Consider the following 19,574-nt stretch of genomic DNA (forward strand, 5'->3'; position numbering starts at 1 on the left):
CTGATTGAAAAAGTATTTGAAGATTTTTTCGGAAAAGAGTTTTATAGTAGCAGATGTTATCGTGTCTATGTTTTTTGCTTTTTTCCTGACAGTTGGCTATTCCGTTAAAACAACAGGTGGAATAGAGCTTATAAAGGATAATCTTATGAAGAGCATTGCGGAATATATTGGATATTCTGCTTTGCTCTTTGTCGCATTTTCCGTGGCAGCATATTTGGTTGAAGTGTTTCTGGAAAAAGAGAGAGTCAGGATTTATGCGCCCTGGATATTTGGCAAATATATAGAGATGCTTAGAAATAAGCCATTTATGACAACGTTTGTTACTTTATTTGTTTGCTTTTTGCCTTTTCTGATAGCTGCTTATCCGGGCCTTTTGATGTCGGATAATAAGGCGCAGCTTGCAGGTGCTTTTAATTCAGCTTCTTTTAATCACTATGCGGTAGAATATACAGGCTCTAAACTGGATAATCATCATCCGATTCTGCATACCCTTTTGATGTATGGATGCATAAAAACCGGTGTTATGCTATTTGGATCCTTTAATATCGGAATCTTTTTCTATGTTTTAATACAGTTTGTGTTCATGCTGATTTGCTTTTCGTATATTGTAAAGGTGTTCACGGAGCAGGGATTTTCTGATTTTTGGAATCTTCTATTTATGATGTACGTGCTTTTTGCGGGTGGTCACCTTACCAGATATATGTTTCTTTGTACCAAGGATATTATATATACCGGTTTTATGCTGTTGTTTCTGGCAGGAGCCTATAAATCCTTTAAGGGGAAAAAACTTTGCATAGTGTTTGTTATTTCACTTTTGGGAATGATGGCCTTCAGAAAAGATGCGTATTATATAATATTACTGTCTCTGGTATTTGCATTGCTTCTTCTTGGTCGTAAGAAAAAGCTTACTGTGCTGGCGCTTATGGTTATGACTATTCTGGTGCATTCGTTATGGAATAATGCGCTTTTACCTGCTATGGGAATTATGCAGGGAAGTAAAAGAGAGATGCTGTCGCTTCCCTTTCAGATGACTGCCAGATATGTAAGAGACTGTGAGGAGGATGTGACAGAGGAGGAAAAGGAAGCTATAGATGTTGTGCTTGGATATGATAATCTTGCGGAAAGATATAATCCAAGACATTCCTCGCCTGTAAAGAATGCTTTCAATGAGAGCGCAACATCAGAGGATATGAAAAGATATTATAAAGCATTTTTCTCTATGATGAAGAAGCATCCGAATGTATATTTCTATGCTCTCCTTGAGTTTAAATATGAGCTGTTTTATCCTGTACCGTTTAATAAGGCATACTACAATTACGATTCTACAGCAAACACTATGGAGGAATTAAATGAGATTCTTGCAGAAGAAGGTGCGGATTTTTGCTTTCCGCAGTCGGAAACGTTGACTAAATACAGAGAAAAGATATACAAATTACAGACAATAATCTCAACATATCCGATAATAGGAATTTTCAGTTCATCATCAACCTACACATGGACGCTGATTCTTCTTGCATTATATGCGATAGTAAGGAAGAATAAATATGTATTTATGATGTGTGTGCCGTTTCTTGCGATTATAGCACTATGCATCCTGGGACCGCAGAGCGGAGCGCATATCAGATATCTGTATCCTATTCAGATGGCATTGGTGCCGCTTATAGCGATGTCCATGGATATTTTCAGAGATCAGCAGAGAAGATGAGGAGGAAACTCGGGCATGAGTTTTTTTGATAACAGACATGTTAAAGGCGGAACCTTTAAAGCTTCGGTTTCAGCTAACACCAGTCTGTCCGCAAATTTCAACAGAATTCTTACGAGAAAGATAATTTTCCCGATTATATATCATTTTAATGCCGTAAAACCCATAAAGGATGATAAGGTAATTTTTTTGGAAATCAGATTCGGTGAGCTGACAGACAGCTATAGGGAGCTTTTTAATTACCTTGTAAGGGGCTATCAGATGGATATTCACTGCCACTTCTTAAGGCAGGGATTTGTTAATAACAGACAGGAGCTTAAGAGGCAGATTGATTTTATAAAGGATGCTGCAACAGCCAGATATCTTATCTATAACGACAGTAGTGATACTCAAGGGTCATTTAAGGTAAGACGAGGAACTCATGCCATGAATGTGTGGCATGCAGCAGGTGCCTTTAAGAAGTTTGGAAACAGTACGGCAGATAAAATCTATAATGACGGTAAGAAGGGAATTGTTTACAGGCTCCATCCCAAATATGATCTTGTTACAGTATCCAGCCCTGAAGTTGAGTGGGCATATGCTGAGGCCATGGGAATGGATCCTTCCTGTGTAAAGGGACTTGGCATATCAAGATCAGATGTTTTTTATAGAGATGATTTTAAGCAGGCAGCATATGAGCATTTGTATGATGCGATGCCTACTGCAAAGGGGAAAAAGGTTATTCTTTATGCTCCGACCTTCAGGGGGATTCCGAGAAATGCCATGACGCCTGATATGTTTGAGGTAAAAAAGTTTTATGAACATTTTAAGGATGAATATGTGCTGATATTTAAACACCATCCCTTAGTTAAGAATAAGCCGGACATTTCTGCAGAGTATGCAGGATTTGCTGCGGATATGACGGACAGCATGAGTATAGATGAGCTTCTGTGTGTGACTGATATCTGTATTACGGACTATTCTTCACTAATATTCGAATACTCTATTTTTGAAAAGCCTATGTTATTTTTTGCATATGATCTGGCAAACTATTTCGACTGGAGAGGCTTCTACTACAACTTTGAGGAGCTTACTCCCGGACCGGTGTGCTATACCAATGCTGAGATGATAGACTTTATTGAGCATGTGGATGAGAGATTCGACAAGGAAAGGGTACATGCATTCCGCGAGAGATTCATGAGTGCCTGCGATGGCCATGCAACAGAAAGGATAGCAACTGATTTCTTTGGCGACAGGATAGACAAGTATAAGAGAGCAGAAGTTATTGATGGTGATTTTTGTGATCTTCCGGAGGTAAAGAGACTTTTTGGGGCTGAGGAAAAGCGGATTTCCGAGATGGAAAAACTGCGAAAAAAGGCCAGGAAAGCTTATGTTAAGGGAACAGCTATGCCTCTTGTTAAGGGCAGGGTTGTATTCCTTGGGGATGAAGGCTCTGAGTGGGATGCTTTTATCGGAGTAGAGAGAATTCTTGAAGAAGAAACCGAAAAGACAGGTGAGAAATTTGAGATTCTTAAGGATGTGAAATATAACAAGGATAATATTGAGGATTTTTGTGAAAAGCTGGCAGGAGCAGAGAGAATCTACGTCGCAGGTGAACCATATATTCTTAGAATGTTTGATGTAAGATCTGAGACAATGGTTATACAGATCAGCCCTGAGCTTCGTCCGCTTTACCCTATGTGGGGAGCATCCAAGGAGGCCAGAAGCGGTTACAAAGTAAGGGAGAGCAGGCTTTTTCCCGTGAAGACGGAGTATGATCAGGTTTACGGAAGCGTAAAAGAGGAAGAGGAGTTTTGGAAAAAGAACTATAAGCTTAAGAATAAAGGCGTGATAACGAATGATATCAATCCTGCATTTCGCATGCTTTCGGATGAGAATTACAGAACGGATGCAAAAGATAGACTCCTTAATATGATTCCTTATGCGAAAGGTAAGAAAATCATTGCTTTTATCTGTAAGGACAGAGAACAGCTGGGAGGATATATCGGACGGCTTTTGACAAAGATGCATGAGGATTTTGCAAGGACACATGTGTGTGTATGTATGGCCGTTGATGGAAAACCGGGAAGCATGGTGGATATTCCCGATTATCTGGAGGGATTTGCCTTTGATCCCAGAAGGAGCCTTGCTGAAATGGTAGCGCTTCAGAATGTGGCTGGCAGCGATGTAGAGAAATTCCAGATGACCGGTGGCACAAAGAATTCAGGATATGATTTTTCTGAAGAAGGGCACACATCCGAAAATTCATCAGATATCAGGGAAGCAGATTTCAAGAATATGCCCCCGCTCTCTGTAAATGAGCTTATAGCAGCTGCGGATGCAGTTGTGGCTGATTACAGTCCAAGAGCTTTTGCAGCTGTGGAAATAAAAAAGCCCCTGTTTCTCTGGATGCCTGACAAAATAGGCTATAGCAGAGCTCAGGAGGCTTATATATCCATGGATGAGATATTATCTGATTTGGTAGTATCTTCAGATGAAGATTTAATTAGCAGGCTCATTTCTTGTTCTAATAACTAAGAAGATGCTGATAGCTATGAGAATTCCTGCTAAGGGGAGAAACCTGTTAAGTCTTCCGAGTAGAACTCCGGGGAATCCTATGAGGAAGACTGCATATAGCAATGTCTCCAGGACAATCATTAGAATAGCGATTTTCTCGCAGATATTTTTATCAATAATTATCGCCATAGCAGCACTTGTGCAGGAAAGGGCGATAAGAATAATTTTGGCTGTGATGCCTACAGTATGATTTATTCCTGTTGTGTTAAGGAGCACAGCCCTTAAGGCTTCAAGGCCTGCATAGTTAAAGAGAAAAATTCTTATCTTAGTCGGATTTTTATCTTCTATATACACATAAGATAAAAATATAATCGTTATACATGCAGCTGACTGAAATGTATAGATAATAAATCTGTTAGGATCAAGAATCCGGATTATTCCCAGAAGATCAAGCATCACTGCGGTTAAGATCAGGATTGTCTGAAGCAGAATCCTTCCGTCTGCTTTCTGAATATACTCTTCTTTTTTATTAGTTAATATCTGTTCCATTTCTCATATTCTCCTCACATTCATTGTTGATGCCAATTGTAAAAGCAAGAGTCCAACAAATGTCCAACAATACAATTTTGGCAAAGAATTGGAAAGAATGGTAAGATAAAGATTATCAGGATATATCAAGATTTATAATTCGGATAAAATAAGCGTTTAACAGATGAGGTGATAGAATGGGTACATATTTAAATCCCGGAAATAATGGCTTTGCCGAAATGATTAACGGAAAATATGTAGATAAAACCGGACTTATAGAGGTTATGAATGGACGGGTTAACACTACAGATAAATTAGTGTGTATCAGTCGTCCCCGAAGGTTTGGAAAATCCTTTGCTGTTGATATGCTAAGTGCTTATTATGACTGTACATGTGATTCTCAGAATTTGTTTACGGGATTGGATATATCCCATAGTAAAGAGTATGAGTGTTATTTGAACAAGTACAATGTAATAACGATTGATATTGCAGGCGCGTTGTCAAAGCTAAAACGGAATAAAAAATCTGTTGCAGACATAGTGGATTTTATTACTGAAGGCATCAGAGCTGATCTGATTGAAGTGTGTCCTCAGTTAGAGAGTACTGCGGATTTGTCGGATTGCATTGAGAAGTATGTTGAAATATCAGGTAAGGAATTTATTTTCATAATCGACGAGTGGGATGCTGTAATTCGTGAAGCAAAAGAGGACGATAAGACACAGGAATCTTATTTGAATCTTTTAAGAGAGTGGTTTAAAAACAGAAATTTCACACCAAAGGTTGTGGCTGCAGCATATATGACGGGTATACTCCCGATAAAAAAGGATGGTTCGGAATCTGCTATTTCTGATTTTAAGGAATATACAATAATTGATCCGGGCCCGTTTACAAAATATACCGGATTTACCGAGACAGAAGTAAAGAATCTATGTGAGGAATATCATAGGGACTTTAACCTGATTAAACAGTGGTATGACGGTTATGAATTTGAGGAAATTGGAGCTTTATATAATCCCTATTCCGTAATGGAAGCGGTTAAGTCGGGGGATTATTCTTCGCATTGGCGGAAGACATCTGCTGCCGAGAATTTGGTAACTTATATAAACATGAATGAAGATGGTTTACAGGAGGATATATTAAAGCTTCTATCAGGAGAACATCTTCGTGTAAATATAAGGAATTTCAAGAATGATTTTGAATCATTTTCTTCAAAAGACGATGTCATTACCCTGCTTATACATCTTGGATATCTGACTTATGATAAAAAATCTCAGCGCGTAAGAATACCTAATGAGGAAGTAAAGCAGGAATTTACTGATATTATAGAGAATCCCAAGCATACGAAGCTGCTGAAGCTCATCCAAACTTCGGAAATGCTCCTTGAGGATACTATAGCGGGAAATGAGGAAGCGGTTGCGAGTGCTATTGAAAAGGTCAGAGAGTCCAATTACGCACCACAATATTATAACAATGAGCAGGCACTCAGATATGCTATCAAGTTCGCGTACATAGTGTGTGTTGACAGGTTTCTTAGGATAGAGGAGCTACCATCAGGCAGAGGACTTGCAGATGTTGTATTTATCCCAAGAAGAGATACGGCATACCCTGCTATTATCATTGAACTTAAATGGGATAAAACTGAAGAGGAAGCTATTTCTCAGATAGATGAGAAGAAGTATGATGCTGTGCTTAAGGATTATTCCGGAGAGATAGTAAGAGTAGGGATAAATTATGATTCAAATAAGAAGATACACAGCTGTAAGATAGTAAGAGACAGTAAGTGAAGCTTTATTATAAGGACTTATAAATGAATGAGAGTGGATTAAATTTAAAGAGAATATGCTCAAAATTGCCATATTTATTATTGGGGATTATTTTGGTTGTCGTAATTAGTAAAAAAATAAATTATCATGTGGATGAGGTTTATTCCTATGGCTTGGCTAATCATAAAGCTGACGGCGAAAAAAATATGACAATAAAAAATGGAATTAAATATGTTCCTGCAAACAAACCATGGATGGATTATGTGACAGTATCTAAAGATAATAAATTTAATTATAAGAGTGTTTGGGATAACCAGGGAGTAGATACTCACCCACCACTTTATTACGCAGTGTTACATACTATCTGCTCTTTTTTTCCTGAATCGTTTTCTGTTTGGTATGCTGGAATTATTAACATATTTTTTTCTCTAGTTAGTATGTTTATGCTAAGAAAAATACTTCGATTATATTTTGAAAATTCGGGGGGGGTACTGACAGTTGCATCATTCATGTTTGCACTATCTCCGGCATTTGTTAATATGGCAACCTTCATGAGAATGTATGTTATGGCTTCATGTGTTGTTTTGGGTTTTACATATTATTTTATATGTAGTATTCAAAAGAAAAGTATAGGTACATATGTTGGAATAGTTATTATGACTATACTAGGAACATTGACGCATTATTATTGCATGTTCTACATAGTTTGTTGTTCGGTGGTATATGGATGTTTCCTTATCTTTAATAAGAGATGGAGAGATTTTATAAAATATGGCTTTTCTATGCTTGTTTCAGCACTTTTATCAATAGCTATTTTTCCTAAAATAATACATCACCTATTTGAGGGTAATCGCGGTAAACAGGCCTTGAATAACGCATCAGGAATGGAAGTTTTCTTGAAAAATATTATGCCTATGATGACAAGACTGTGCAGAGAGTTTGTTGGTCATTATTGTGTAGCAATTTTAGTGTTGCTGGGAGTGGCTTTGTTTCTTGTAAAACAGAGGAAAAATATTAGAATTCCCAACGAAGTTAGGATAATTTTTGTTTCTCTATTATTATACTTTATTGTTGTAGCTGCAATGGCGCCTTATTCTAATACAAGATACTATTATCCGGTTTATGGAAATTTGTTTTTTGTTGTTGTTTTTGTAATTACCAAAATCATTCTGAGTAATAGAGAAGTCTATTTCTGGATTTGTTCTATAGGATTATGTATGATAGTTTTCTTTGCTTGGAAGAATGTCGTGTGGGATTACTTGTATTCGGATGATATCGTTTCTTTAGAATGGGCACAGCAATATTTTGGTAAGGATTGTTTAATTGTTCATTCATCTAGATTTAAGCTTTATGCATGCATGGAAGAGGTAAAATACTATAAAAGCTCATATTTTGTTAATCATAAGAATCTTACAACTTTACTGGAAGAAGATAGCTTGGGCGGAGAAGATTTTGTTTTGATAATATGTGGTATTGATAATATTGAAGGGGCTTTAGAAGAAGTAAAAACGCTATATCACAATTATGAATGTATATCTCAGAATCAAGCTCAAAATCATGTTAGTTACTATTTTAAGTATAATAATTGAGAATGTTTTGATAGTATTATTAAAAGTTAAGTTATTAGCAAGAGGATTGATGAATTAATACAAAACATCAAAGTCGGGAGAGTGGAGTCTTTATGAACAACATTAGTAATATGATGAATAATTCAGGAAAAGTGAAATGATAACTAAAAATAAATATTGATAATAAGGTACATGAAAAAGGTATTAAGATTGGAATGTATGATACCAAGACAGCAAGCGATATAAAATATCTTAATAAGATCGGTGCGGATTTTGCATTTTTTTATCATGATCTTTTGAATTAACAGATGAGATGTGGTATTGGATCCTGAAAAAGAATACAATATCTGCATAAGCAGCAATGTGTCTTTAAAACCATCTCATATTTTAAGCACAAAAACGCCTGTTAATACCTTGGAAGATGCATCTTCTGAAACAGAGCTTGTGATAAGCGCTTTGAGGAAGATGAAAAAAGATACTGGCGGATATATAGAAATAGATGCATCTCCTTGCGGGACTAAAGAATAATATGGATATATAGGATTGCATTAAATTATTAGACACCGAAGAAATGATACAAAAAATTTCTTCGGTGTTTTTGTGCTTTGGCATAAGAATTGAAATAGAATATACGATATTGTAGTACGTTATTGTAATAAAAATTTTGTGAATCTAAATAAAAGTTTAATAGTTGCTTTATAAAATCCTATATCGGTGAATGCTATAATAAATCTGTGGTTTATGAGAAATGGCAAGTAAAATGTGATTCGAAATCACGTGTATAGCTTACTGAATAAATAGGAGGGTAGTTTTTTATGAGGGATATTAAGAATATTTCCAAGGTGGGTCTTGCTGCTGCGGCTATGGCTTTTTCCATGATGCTGATTGTGCCTGTCCAGGCAAAGGCTGCAACGGTAACAATCACACACAATCCAGAGAGTAAGCCTGGTGGTGAGGATGAATACGCAGATACTAATAATATAAAAGAAGCCCTAAAGAGAGGTGATTCCGTTAAACTTAAAGCAGGTGATGAGTTTTATTTAAAGGGACCCATTGATGCAATTGATGGAACCAGTATAGACGCAACCGGTGCGACTATCTTATGTAAGAAGTCTGCGGTTCATAACAGTGATGACAGTAAATCAATTTCTAACTTTAGTATAAATGGTGGAACATGGTTAAGAGCATCCAATTTTGAATTAGATGGTTCATCTTTCAGATTCCACTATGGTGATAATCTTAAGTTTACCAACATGACAATTAAGATGGCGAACATGGAGAATCACTCAATTGAGCTTGTTGCATGTAAGAATGTTATTATTGATGGTTGTGTAATAGAAGGCCAGGGAACAGGTGGAAAGAAGAGTGTTGAAGAACAGATACAGATAGATGTTGCAACACCCAGAACAGCTCCTTTCCTTAAGGGAAAGAATGCAGGACTTCTTGATGGTACATGCTGCGAGAATATTACAATCAACAATTGCAAGGTAATCGGCTGCAGAGCAGTCTGCGCTAACTATGATAAGAGCAACAAGAAGTTTAAGAGTAAATATCATAAGAATATTAAGGTTACCAATTGCGAACTGACAGGTGAGACTGCTGAAGGACTTATGATTTTCAATACAAAGGGCATTACTGTAAAGCACAACAAACTTATCAGCAATGCACCTAAATCAAGAAAGTATTTCTCACCCGGTCTTCATATTCAGGTATATGGAAACGGAAAGGGAGGCTTCGATAAGGGTAAGGTTAAGGTAACAAATAACACAATTAAGGGTGGAATATGTGGTGCATTCATTTCTGCAAACACGAGCAAGACAAAGTTTGGAAAGGTTACTTTCAAGGGTAACAAAGTATACACTAAGGGCGAAAAGGATAGTGCTTACCACATAGATTCTTATAAAAAGCTTACGGATAAAGGTAACAAGAAAAAGGAATGGTAATCACCTGATATTTTAGATAATGAGGAACACTATGATAATATCCTACCGCAAATTTATAATTAAAAAGAGTCTAAAGAAGTGGCGACGTTTTATTGCCTCACTGGGAAAATACTCAGCTGTGGTAAAATGATAAAATGCGTGGAAATGCTTTGACAAACGATGTATATTATATATAAGTACAAAAAGGTAACCAAAGTGATTTGGCTACCTTTTTGATTGAGGGGGAAATTGAATATGAAACTAATGAGAAGACTAACAGGATGGATAGTTGCTATATTAACTATTGCTATGCTGGCGCCACAGGGCACAGTGCATGCATCATCTCTTTCGGACAGCCTGAAGAGAAAAAAGATAGTTCATGCCTGCGGAGGTTATAACGGAATCAGGCATGCCAATTGCGAGGAGTCGCTTATTGATGCAATTAAAAATGGCAGTAAAGTCATTGAAATAGACTTTATGCTTACTTCTGATGGAGTACTAGTATGTGATCATGCGTTTGATAGTTTTGGGTATGAAAGAGTGTCATATGAAAAATTCAAGAATGAGAAACCTGCAGAAAAGGGTACTCCCATGTCAGCGAAAAGAGCAATTAAGCTGTTAAAAGATACTGATATGAAGCTGATCGTGGATACACAGGATAAGAATCTCATTAAGGTATATAAGGAACTGCTTAAGATATGCAAAAAGGAAAAGGCAGAAGCTTATTTTGATAATATAATTCCGCAGATTTACTATGAAGAACAATATAAAAAGATGGAATCATTTCATAATTTCAGTGAATATATATTTGAAGCATATCGAATGACCGGATCTCCGAAAAAAGGGGGATATGCGGACTTTAACAAATTTGCAAAAATATGTAAGAGACATAAAAAGATAAAATACGTTGCTTTTTATAAGAGCTTTGTGACCAAGGAAGCCGTAAAAAAATTTAAAAAGTGTGGTGTGGGTGTGATTGCGCATCCGGTTAATTTGAAAGAAGATTTTAGACGCCTTAAGAAAATGGGTGTGGCTGCAGTTATGACAGATTTTTTATAAGAAAGGTATAACTATTAATATAGCTGTGAGAAGTAAGAAAAAAGAGATATTTGTCTTTACAATTATTGTCATATTGCAACTATTGATAATTATGTACTGGGCAAATGCAAAACAGAATTATTTTATTGATGAGTTGTATTCTATGGGGTATGTCAGTAGTTATACCGGCAATGGTGACACTGCAAAGTACATAACCACCAGTGATGATTTTAAGTTCAACGAGTGGGTTGAGAACTCAAATTATAAAAAGTACTTATTGCTTTCTGACGAAGAGAGTCTTTTTAGAATGCCTTTTTATAAGGCGATTGGAAAGATTCTCACAGGTAGAAATTACTTTGGCCTGTTAAATATTGCCGAATCCATATATGGATATGATCATGTTTCGCAGGTTCCTGCATTGGTTCTTAATGTAATACTGCTTATTTTAACTGAAATTTTGCTAATTGTCCTTATGAACCGACTGAATATTGCAAAAGAAATACAGTTTTTGTCAATTGCAATGTTCGGTTTTTCAAGTTTCGTGATAACCCATGTTGAATATATCAGATTTTACATGCTCGTTATGATGTATTTTGTTCTGTCCCTGATACTGCTTCATAATATGTGGATAGAGACCGGGATGAGAAAATTCATATTTGAGGAGATTTGCTTTCTTCTGATTATTTATTTGATGTACAAAAATTCCGAATTTGCAATTATTTATTTTGGGGCGATATCAATCTGTTTTTTTGCAGGGCTGATTTTTTTAAAACAAAAAATAAAGTCTATTGTCTACGGAGTTTCAATTGCAATAAGTGGGATAATTGCAGTGATCGGAACAGGAAAATTAGATATCCTTTTACATCCCAATGATTATATAAGTGAAAGCGAATCAAAGGTTTCTGCGAGTATTGCTCTGCAATTACATAGTCCATCCCTGGATGATATAAAGGACTGCCTGAAATGGATAACGGAATTGTTCAGAGATGGGTACTTTGGGAGTTGGATTATTGTATTTGCCTGTGTCATAGCTGTTACTGTATATATAATTTTAAAATCAAAAAAAGAAGTTAAAGGGATTTCGGAAACTATAGGTAAGCCGGTTAAGCCTGATTGGAATAAATTTGGAATGAATGCATATTTTATATGTATCCTATTGGGCGCGACTACCATATTTACAGCCTTTGTAGCATGGTCAGGGTTAGAAAAATGGAGATATTATTGTTTGGGATTTTCAATGATTGTCATATCTCTATGGTATTTGGTAGACCGGTTAATTAAAAAAACAGCTCCTGAAAATTCTGTCAAAGGTGTATATAGAATCATAGCTGTTTGTGTACTTATCAGTGCAATAATTCCCTTTAAAGCAAGGAACATTGAATATTTATATGAAAATGATGCTTCGATGATAAATGAAGTTAATAAGTATAACACCTTAGACACAGTGCTAGTAACAAGGGCATACGGGGATTCTTCGTTAAACACAAAAAGACATGAAACATATGACTGTGTAAATTTAATGTCATCTGAATCAAATATTTATGCAGTGAACCTTAATGATTACAGTTATGATTCGGTTGATTTCCCGGAGAAGGACTTTGTGTTATGGAGGAGTACAAAAAGGGATATTTCCGCGGTAATAAACGATCTTACAGAGCATGGATATGTGGTTGAAAGTCTTGGGAGAGATCATTGCTCTGAAGCATATATTTGCCGCAAAGAATAAAAAATAAGGAGCAGGTAATAGAGAATGAATGGATTATCAGTAGTAGTTCCGGTATACAACGAGGAAGGAAACGTTGCGGAACTTCATAAAGAAATTTTAGATGTGTGTAAGGAAAACAATTATCAGTTTGAGATTATTTTCATTGATGATGGTTCAAAAGATAAAACTGTTGAGATATGTAAAACACTTGCACCGCTTAAACTTATTCAAATGCGACGCAATTTTGGTCAGACAGCAGCAATGGATGCCGGAATTAAGGCGGCACAGTATGATTATATAGTTACGATGGATGGAGACAGGCAGAATGATCCTGCGGACATTCCCAAAATGATTAAGTATCTGGAAGATAATAATCTGGATGTGGTTTCCGGTTGGAGAAAGAACCGTAAAGATACTTTGATGAAGAGATTTACCAGTAGAGGAGCAAATTTTCTCAGGGGATTAATCGTACATGATGGTATACATGATAGTGGATGTTCGCTAAAAGTATACAAGAAAGAATGCTTTGAAGGCCTCAACCTATATGGCGAACAACACAGATTTATTCCTGCCTTACTTAAAATCAAGGGCTTTACTGTAGGTGAAATAGTTGTAAACCATAGAGCCAGAACGGCAGGAGTTACAAAATACAACTGGAAGAGAACAATCAAAGGCTTTGTAGATATGATTTCAGTCTGGTTTTGGAATAAATTTGCCAGCAGACCACTTCATCTGCTTGGCGGTGCCGGACTTGGATTTATCGGCCTGGGATTCATATGTGGAATTTGGTCTCTGTGTTTATTCATATCCGGAAGAAAGATGTCGAATAACATTTTCCCGCCACTGCTTACTATATTCTTTGTCATTATAGGTGTTTTGCTGTTTGTATTTGGTCTTATGAGCGAAATTATGATGAAGACTTATTATGGAACACATATTGATTCTCCCTACAGTATAAAGGATGTTGTTGAAATTACAGATGAAGGTGCAAGGAGTATAAAAAAATAATTGAAATGGATTTTTGTGTTTTATGAATAAAGCTGCACTAAAACCGGGAGCTAATTTTTATAATGTCGTATATTCTCTGGCGGGTAAAGGTGTATCCCTTATTGCGCTGATGCTTCTGGATATACTAGAGACCAGACTTTTAGGACAGACATTATACGGAGAATGGGCGTATTTTTTTGCAATACTGAATATATGTTTTTTTATTGGCTGGGCCGGAATAAATAATTCAGCAAAAGTAATAGTTTCACATTGTGATACTGTGGATGCAAGAACGCAATGTCTGAATGCTTCTATCATATTGAGACTGATATCAGCTTTTGTGATAAGCATTCTTGTTGTTATTGTTCTTTATGTTATTGCCCCTGAATTAGGTTATCCGGATAAATATCCACATTTGAAGTCACTTATTTTTCTTTCGGTGGGCATGATATTTTTTAATGCATTTGCTGTTTATTACAAACATTTATTCGTTGGATTGGGAAATTTTAAAGATGTATTTATTGTCACGGTACTGGAATACTTTTTGAATCTATTATTTTGCTGGCTTTTTCTTAAGCTTTTTCATAATATTGAAGCTGTTGCATATGGATATATTGTATCAGGTTTAATATTACTTATAATCGGATTATGTCTGATTAAAAAGGACTATAGAATATTTGAGGCCATTGATGAAAGTATAATTAAAAAGTACACCAAAAAAATAATAAAATATGCCCTTCCAATGTTTGTTGTTGGTATAGGAGCAGCAATTCTTATAGAATTAGATACTTTTATGCTTGGAATCTTAAGTACAAAATCAGAAGTTGCTGTCTATAGTATTGCAAAGAATCTGACAAATAAGGCCGGGCATGTGAATGTGTCTATTGCCACCGGTGTAATGACTTCGTTTGTGATCATTAATCAAAATGAAAAGAAGGCTAAAATTAAGAAATTTAATAGATATGCTATGGTGAATTTTACCGTAGCTTTGTTTATTGCGGTATTTATTTTTGTTTTAGCACCGATACTTATACCGTTCTTATATGGAAGTGAGTATGTTAAAGCTGCAGAAATTTTTCGTGTACTTACTATTTTTCATATGATGAATGCTGTGTCAAATTTTTATGCTACCTTTCTCGACTTCAGAGGCAAAGCAAATATAAGGAGCATAACATATGTTGTAGTGATTTTATTGGATATAGTCTTAAATTATTTACTTATACCCGGTATGGGAGCTATGGGTGCGACAATTGCTACAGAGGTATCTATGCTGCCGTATGTTTTTGTAACAGTATTTTTTTCATATAAGGAAATTAAGAAAATTGAAGGTGACGGGATAGCATAAAAATATGACTTCTTGTGGGGCAAACAAGGAAAAGCCCCACAAGAATCCTGCCTTTGGCAGGACACGCCCCTCGCAAGCGAGGGCCTGGTCCAATACGATTCCCGTTTTTCTGATGAAAAACAGGAATCTATATTTTTCTGTAAAAGATGAAAATATAAAACGAAAAATGGGTTGAAGAAAACGAAATGAAAATACTTATAATATCACATGAATACCCGCCTATTGGTGGTGGTGGAGCAAATGCCTGCATGTATCTTGCAAGAGAATATGCAAAGAATAATCATATTGTAGACATTGTTACTGTATGGTACGAGGGGTTACAGGAAAAAGAAATTATTGATGATTATAGCGGCACCATAACAATTTACAGGGTTAAGGCAAAGCGTTCAAAAAAAGAAAGCTGCGGTTTTGCAGAAATGCTTGATTTTATTCATAAGGCAGATTCCTTTGCCTGCAAACTGGTAGCTGACGCGGAAAATACATCTTCTAAATATGATATATGTCAAATTTTCTTTGGAATTCCAAGTGGACCAATAGGTTATCATCTAAAGAAAAAATATCACTTGCCCTATGTTGTCAGATTCGGGGGCGGAGACATTCCGGGATTTCAGGAACGGTTTAAGACTATATATAAATTGATAGGACCGTTTGTTAAGATTATTTGGAAGAATGCTGATGGACTAGTGGCTAATAGCAAGGGACTCCAAGAATTTGCGTTGGATTTTTGCAGTAAATATACTATAGATGTTATTTATAACGGAGTTGATACGGAAAAATACTATCCTTTGAAGAAAAATGATTCAGAATCGGACAATAGTGAAATCCGGTTACTTTTTATTTCCCGCCTGATAGAGAGGAAAGGATTGCAATATCTTATTCCAAGAATAAAAGACATAGAAACGGCAACAGCAAAAAAAGTCAGATTACTGATAGTCGGTGATGGCCCATACAGAAGCATACTTGAGAACATGGCGGAACAATATGGGATTAGTGATAATGTAATTTTCTATGGTCAAAAGGACAAGTCGGAATTGCGTGGCTATTATCAGCAGGGTGATGTTTTTGTTTTTCCTTCAAAAAAAGAAGGAATGCCAAACGCAGTTTTAGAGGCAATGGCATGCGGACTTCCAGTAGTGATGAGCCCTTGTCAGGGAAGTGATGAATTAATTGAAGAAAATGGTCTGATCGCTGATGCGGACTTAGACAGATTTTATGAATCAGTTGTAAAGTATATTAATCTTACAGAAGAAGAGCAAAGCAGAATGTCTGAGGTAAGTCGTAAAAGAGCAGAAGAGATTTTTTCATGGAAGAGCGTTGCAAACGATTATATAAAGATGTTTGATCGAATCGTATCATGATTTTAAGCGTTGTAAATAAGAAAAATGTGAAATATGAAAGAAATAAATAATTATGGAACGTTCTGAAAAAATGATAAGATACTCTCTATATATTGTTTTTTTGCTGCTCCTTGTTTTTTCATTCAGTAGAAAATTCAATGTAAATATAGATGAGGTATACTCCTTTGGCCTGTCCAATCATTACGGTTCCCGGAGCATGACTTATGAGGATGGGATAAAATACATTCCTGCAAACACGCCTTGGATGGAGTATGTTTCAGTTTCTGAAGGGCATCGTTTTGATTATGTCAATGTTTGGAAAAACCAGGCATCGGATGTTCATCCACCTTTTTATTATGTTATTCTGCATACTATTTGTTCGCTTTTTCCCGGAAAGTTTTCCATGTGGTTTGGTGGAGTGATAAATATCTTCTTTTGCCTTGCGGGATTATATGTATTTGAGAAAATAGTCTCAATTTATATGGATGATTTTAAGGTAAGGACAGTTTTGGCTGCTGTTTTTGCGCTTTCTCCGGCATTCTTAAATATGGCCATGTTCATAAGAATGTATACGATGGCAATGTTTTGTGTGATGCTTTTTACATATTTTTATATCAGATATGTAAGGGGAGAGGAGGGAAGAAAGCTTCTTACGGCGCTTACTGCAACAGCTGTGCTTGGGGCGCTGACACACTATTATTGCATGATTTTCGTTGTACTGCTGTCTTTTTCGTTTGGTGTGTATTGCCTGATAAAAAGAAAAATCTCTGCACTTATAAAATATACAGTATCAATGGGCATCTCAGCAGGCTTATGCATTACTATTTTCCCTGGAATGCTGGGACACTTTTTCAGTAGTGACAGAGGAGAACAGACTATAAGTAACGCAGGTAGCGATTCGGTTCTTAAGGCTAATTTAGTTGGGGATATTCGAATTGTAATCGGAGAGTTATTTGGCAATCCGGTGATTTTTGGTATCGCAATAGTTGCGGTTTTGCTTCTGATGATAATGGGAATAAAAAAGCGTCATATTAGATTTTGTACAGAGTTTGTTCTTGTTGGGGTTGCGATTTTTGCATACATGGTGATGATAGCTGCGACTGCTCCGTATGCTGCAGACAGGTACTTTTTCCCAATATATGGAATTGCGCTTACATCGGTTTTGATTGTATGTACAAATGTGATTTTGACTCTGTGCAAGAGAAGTATAGCCCTTGTTGTAACAGTTGTGTTTTTTTGTGTGATGCTAAGTACAGCCTTCGTTGGTATGGAGTGGGGATATACGGACAGTTTTACAAGAGAATCAGTAGAGTGGGCTAAGGATCACGCTGATCTTGATGCTATAATGATACATGGAAAGAGATTCAGAATGCATACATCCTTTTTTGAGGCTTCCGAGTATGCGGGACTTACAATGGTTGACAGTAAGGATTTGAGTAAGCTTCCGGATACATCAGAGTATGCAGATAAGGATTTTGTTCTAATGGTTGCCGTGAAAGAAGATGATGATAAGTTCCTCGAGGAAGTTATGAAAAAATATCCGGGGCATACCTATACCAAAGTAGCTTTTTCTGCATATCATAATAGCTACTATTTTGAGAAAGAGAATTAAATAGATATAATAGCGCTGAAAAGTCAAATAATCAGGAGAAAATTCTGATTATTTGACTTTTTCTTGCAGTGTTTGGGAATAACCATTAATATAAGAGAAGTATGTTTTTTTATATTGATTTAATTCTAGGAGATTTTAATGAAGCTTATTATACAGATACCGTGCTTCAATGAGGCTGAGACTCTGGAGGTTGCACTTAATGACCTTCCAAAGCACATAGATGGAATTGATACTATAGAATATCTCATAATTAACGACGGAAGTAAGGACAATACAGTAGAGGTTGCCAGGAACTGGGGTGTTCATTATGTTGTGAATTTCAAGAAGAACAAGGGGCTTGCCAAGGGCTTTATGGCAGGTCTTGACGCATGTCTTAGAAACGGTGCGGATATTATCGTTAATACGGATGCTGATAATCAGTATAACGGAGATGATATTGAGAAGCTGGTACGTCCTATTATTGATGGAAAGGCGGATATTGTTATCGGAGCAAGACCGATAGACCAGACTGAGCATTTTTCACCAATTAAGAAAAAACTACAGCATTTTGGAAGCTGGGTTGTAAGGAAGGCTTCAAAATCAGATATTCCCGATGCTCCCAGTGGATTCAGAGCTTACAGCCGTGAAGCTGCCATGAGACTCAATGTGGTTAATGAGTATACCTATACTCTTGAGACCATAGTTCAGGCAGGACGCGAGAGAATACCGATGGAGTCTGTGAATATCCGGACTAACGCCGAGCTTAGACCCTCCAGACTTTTCTCCAGTATGATGGGGTATGTGAAAAAGTCCATGCTTACAATTATCAGAGCTTATATCATGTATAAACCTCTGAAGTTTTTCTCAATTTGCGGAGCGGTTCCGTTTTTGATCGGATTTATACTGGGAGTGCGCTATCTGTGCTTTATAGCTATGGGCGTAGATGGAGGCCATGTTCAGTCACTTATCCTTGCAAGCACACTTATGATGCTCGGATTTATGACCTTTATAGTAGGGCTTCAGGCTGATGTCATTGCTGCTAACCGCAAGATTCTTGAGGATGTTCAGTATCATGTAAGAAAACTGGATTATGACAGAGATAGTAGCAAGGATGAAGCTACAGATAAATAATACATTTTGGAAAGATTATATATGTTTGAAAAGATATTTAAAAAGTTGGTAAACAGAGAAACCATACTTTATACAATATTCGGCGTGGCTACAAGTGTTCTGAATGTAGCCATGTTTCATGTTCTGGATTTGCTTGGGATGGAGTACAAACTGGCAAATCTCATAACCCTTATTACTGTTAAACTTGCAGCATATTTATGCAATAAGAACTTCGTTTTCAGAAGTAAATGCAATAATTTTTTTGAGCTTGTCATGGAATTTGCACGGTTTGTATTCTGGCGCGGTGCAACCATGATTCTTGACTATTTGGGGCTTATTTTCCTTGTTGAAATTGTTCATATGAAGAAGCTTTACGGAAAGATTATTGTTACCGTGCTCGTTATCGCTATAAATTATGTGACAGGTAAAAAGCACGTGTTTAAGAATCAGGTTGGAGAAGAAAGTAAGTAACTTGGCGGGGG

General features: G+C 36.5%; 15 protein-coding genes. 14 read left to right on the forward strand and 1 reads right to left on the reverse strand.

The features are described from left to right. Nucleotides 1-4 precede the first annotated feature (4 nt). Both G602_RS0100245 and G602_RS28410 read left to right on the forward strand, forming a co-directional pair. Nucleotides 5-1,705, forward strand: coding sequence for a DUF6020 family protein (locus G602_RS0100245; protein WP_026657079.1), 1,701 nt, complete (start codon nucleotides 5-7; stop codon nucleotides 1,703-1,705). Between the two features lie 15 nt (nucleotides 1,706-1,720). Then, nucleotides 1,721-4,219 carry a CDP-glycerol glycerophosphotransferase family protein gene (locus G602_RS28410; protein ID WP_049944973.1) on the forward strand — a complete coding sequence of 833 codons (2,499 nt, stop codon included), beginning with the start codon at nucleotides 1,721-1,723 and terminating at the stop codon, nucleotides 4,217-4,219. Here G602_RS28410 and G602_RS0100255 read toward each other — a convergent pair. Then, nucleotides 4,184-4,747, reverse strand: a complete 564-nt coding sequence (locus tag G602_RS0100255) for a hypothetical protein (protein WP_026657080.1) — start codon at nucleotides 4,745-4,747, stop codon at nucleotides 4,184-4,186. The two genes, G602_RS28410 and G602_RS0100255, sit on opposite strands and share 36 nt — an antisense overlap. Before the next feature lie 176 nt (nucleotides 4,748-4,923). Here G602_RS0100255 and G602_RS0100260 point away from each other — a divergent pair, with 176 nt between their 5' ends. The 12 genes from G602_RS0100260 (at nucleotide 4,924) to G602_RS0100320 (ending at nucleotide 19,563) form a co-directional block, all read left to right on the forward strand. Next, nucleotides 4,924-6,510, forward strand: a complete 1,587-nt coding sequence (locus tag G602_RS0100260; RefSeq protein WP_026657081.1) for an AAA family ATPase — start codon at nucleotides 4,924-4,926, stop codon at nucleotides 6,508-6,510. Nucleotides 6,511-6,533: 23 nt separating this feature from the next. After that, on the forward strand, nucleotides 6,534-8,078 hold the full coding sequence (locus G602_RS0100265; protein WP_026657082.1) for a glycosyltransferase family 39 protein: 1,545 nt from the start codon (nucleotides 6,534-6,536) through the stop codon (nucleotides 8,076-8,078). Between the two features lie 300 nt (nucleotides 8,079-8,378). Beyond that, entirely contained in the window at nucleotides 8,379-8,585 is a 207-nt protein-coding gene (locus tag G602_RS0100275) for a hypothetical protein (protein WP_026657084.1), read from the forward strand. Nucleotides 8,586-8,872: 287 nt separating this feature from the next. Beyond that, nucleotides 8,873-10,000 (forward strand): right-handed parallel beta-helix repeat-containing protein, encoded by a 1,128-nt coding sequence (locus G602_RS0100280; protein ID WP_026657085.1) that lies wholly within the window; start codon nucleotides 8,873-8,875, stop codon nucleotides 9,998-10,000. A 234-nt stretch (nucleotides 10,001-10,234) separates the two neighbouring features. Further along, a complete protein-coding gene (locus tag G602_RS0100285) occupies nucleotides 10,235-11,038 on the forward strand; it encodes a glycerophosphodiester phosphodiesterase family protein (protein WP_026657086.1) in 804 nt (267 codons plus the stop codon). Nucleotides 11,039-11,063: 25 nt separating this feature from the next. Continuing rightward, entirely contained in the window at nucleotides 11,064-12,743 is a 1,680-nt protein-coding gene (locus G602_RS0100290; protein ID WP_155829647.1) for a hypothetical protein, read from the forward strand. A gap of 24 nt (nucleotides 12,744-12,767) precedes the next feature. Beyond that, the gene (locus G602_RS24595; RefSeq protein WP_044930701.1) at nucleotides 12,768-13,730 is read left to right on the forward strand and encodes a glycosyltransferase family 2 protein; all 963 of its coding nucleotides are present in this window, start codon (nucleotides 12,768-12,770) and stop codon (nucleotides 13,728-13,730) included. 22 nt (nucleotides 13,731-13,752) lie between these two features. Next, nucleotides 13,753-15,054, forward strand: a complete 1,302-nt coding sequence (locus G602_RS0100300) for an oligosaccharide flippase family protein (RefSeq protein ID WP_026657088.1) — start codon at nucleotides 13,753-13,755, stop codon at nucleotides 15,052-15,054. Between the two features lie 185 nt (nucleotides 15,055-15,239). Then, nucleotides 15,240-16,412: a glycosyltransferase family 4 protein gene (locus tag G602_RS0100305; protein ID WP_026657089.1), complete on the forward strand. Its 1,173-nt coding sequence runs from the start codon at nucleotides 15,240-15,242 to the stop codon at nucleotides 16,410-16,412. Between the two features lie 52 nt (nucleotides 16,413-16,464). Next, entirely contained in the window at nucleotides 16,465-18,003 is a 1,539-nt protein-coding gene (locus G602_RS0100310; RefSeq protein ID WP_026657090.1) for a hypothetical protein, read from the forward strand. A gap of 138 nt (nucleotides 18,004-18,141) precedes the next feature. Beyond that, nucleotides 18,142-19,113, forward strand: a complete 972-nt coding sequence (locus G602_RS0100315; protein WP_026657092.1) for a glycosyltransferase family 2 protein — start codon at nucleotides 18,142-18,144, stop codon at nucleotides 19,111-19,113. Nucleotides 19,114-19,134: 21 nt separating this feature from the next. Next, nucleotides 19,135-19,563 carry a GtrA family protein gene (locus G602_RS0100320; protein ID WP_026657093.1) on the forward strand — a complete coding sequence of 143 codons (429 nt, stop codon included), beginning with the start codon at nucleotides 19,135-19,137 and terminating at the stop codon, nucleotides 19,561-19,563. Nucleotides 19,564-19,574 lie beyond the last annotated feature (11 nt).

The organism is Butyrivibrio sp. AC2005, assembly GCF_000424145.1.
Classification (GTDB): Bacteria; Bacillota; Clostridia; order Lachnospirales; family Lachnospiraceae; genus Butyrivibrio.

Excerpts from the sequence above, each read along its gene's own strand:
- G602_RS28410 (WP_049944973.1), top strand. The coding sequence starts at position 1,721 with ATGAGTTTTTTTGATAACAGACATGTTAAAGGCGGAACCTTTAAAGCT.
- G602_RS0100255 (WP_026657080.1), bottom strand. The coding sequence starts at position 4,747 with ATGGAACAGATATTAACTAATAAAAAAGAAGAGTATATTCAGAAAGCA.
- G602_RS0100260 (WP_026657081.1), top strand. The coding sequence starts at position 4,924 with ATGGGTACATATTTAAATCCCGGAAATAATGGCTTTGCCGAAATGATT.
- G602_RS0100265 (WP_026657082.1), top strand. The coding sequence starts at position 6,534 with ATGAATGAGAGTGGATTAAATTTAAAGAGAATATGCTCAAAATTGCCA.
- G602_RS0100280 (WP_026657085.1), top strand. The coding sequence starts at position 8,873 with ATGAGGGATATTAAGAATATTTCCAAGGTGGGTCTTGCTGCTGCGGCT.
- G602_RS0100285 (WP_026657086.1), top strand. The coding sequence starts at position 10,235 with ATGAAACTAATGAGAAGACTAACAGGATGGATAGTTGCTATATTAACT.
- G602_RS24595 (WP_044930701.1), top strand. The coding sequence starts at position 12,768 with ATGAATGGATTATCAGTAGTAGTTCCGGTATACAACGAGGAAGGAAAC.
- G602_RS0100300 (WP_026657088.1), top strand. The coding sequence starts at position 13,753 with ATGAATAAAGCTGCACTAAAACCGGGAGCTAATTTTTATAATGTCGTA.
- G602_RS0100305 (WP_026657089.1), top strand. The coding sequence starts at position 15,240 with ATGAAAATACTTATAATATCACATGAATACCCGCCTATTGGTGGTGGT.
- G602_RS0100310 (WP_026657090.1), top strand. The coding sequence starts at position 16,465 with ATGGAACGTTCTGAAAAAATGATAAGATACTCTCTATATATTGTTTTT.
- G602_RS0100315 (WP_026657092.1), top strand. The coding sequence starts at position 18,142 with ATGAAGCTTATTATACAGATACCGTGCTTCAATGAGGCTGAGACTCTG.
- G602_RS0100320 (WP_026657093.1), top strand. The coding sequence starts at position 19,135 with ATGTTTGAAAAGATATTTAAAAAGTTGGTAAACAGAGAAACCATACTT.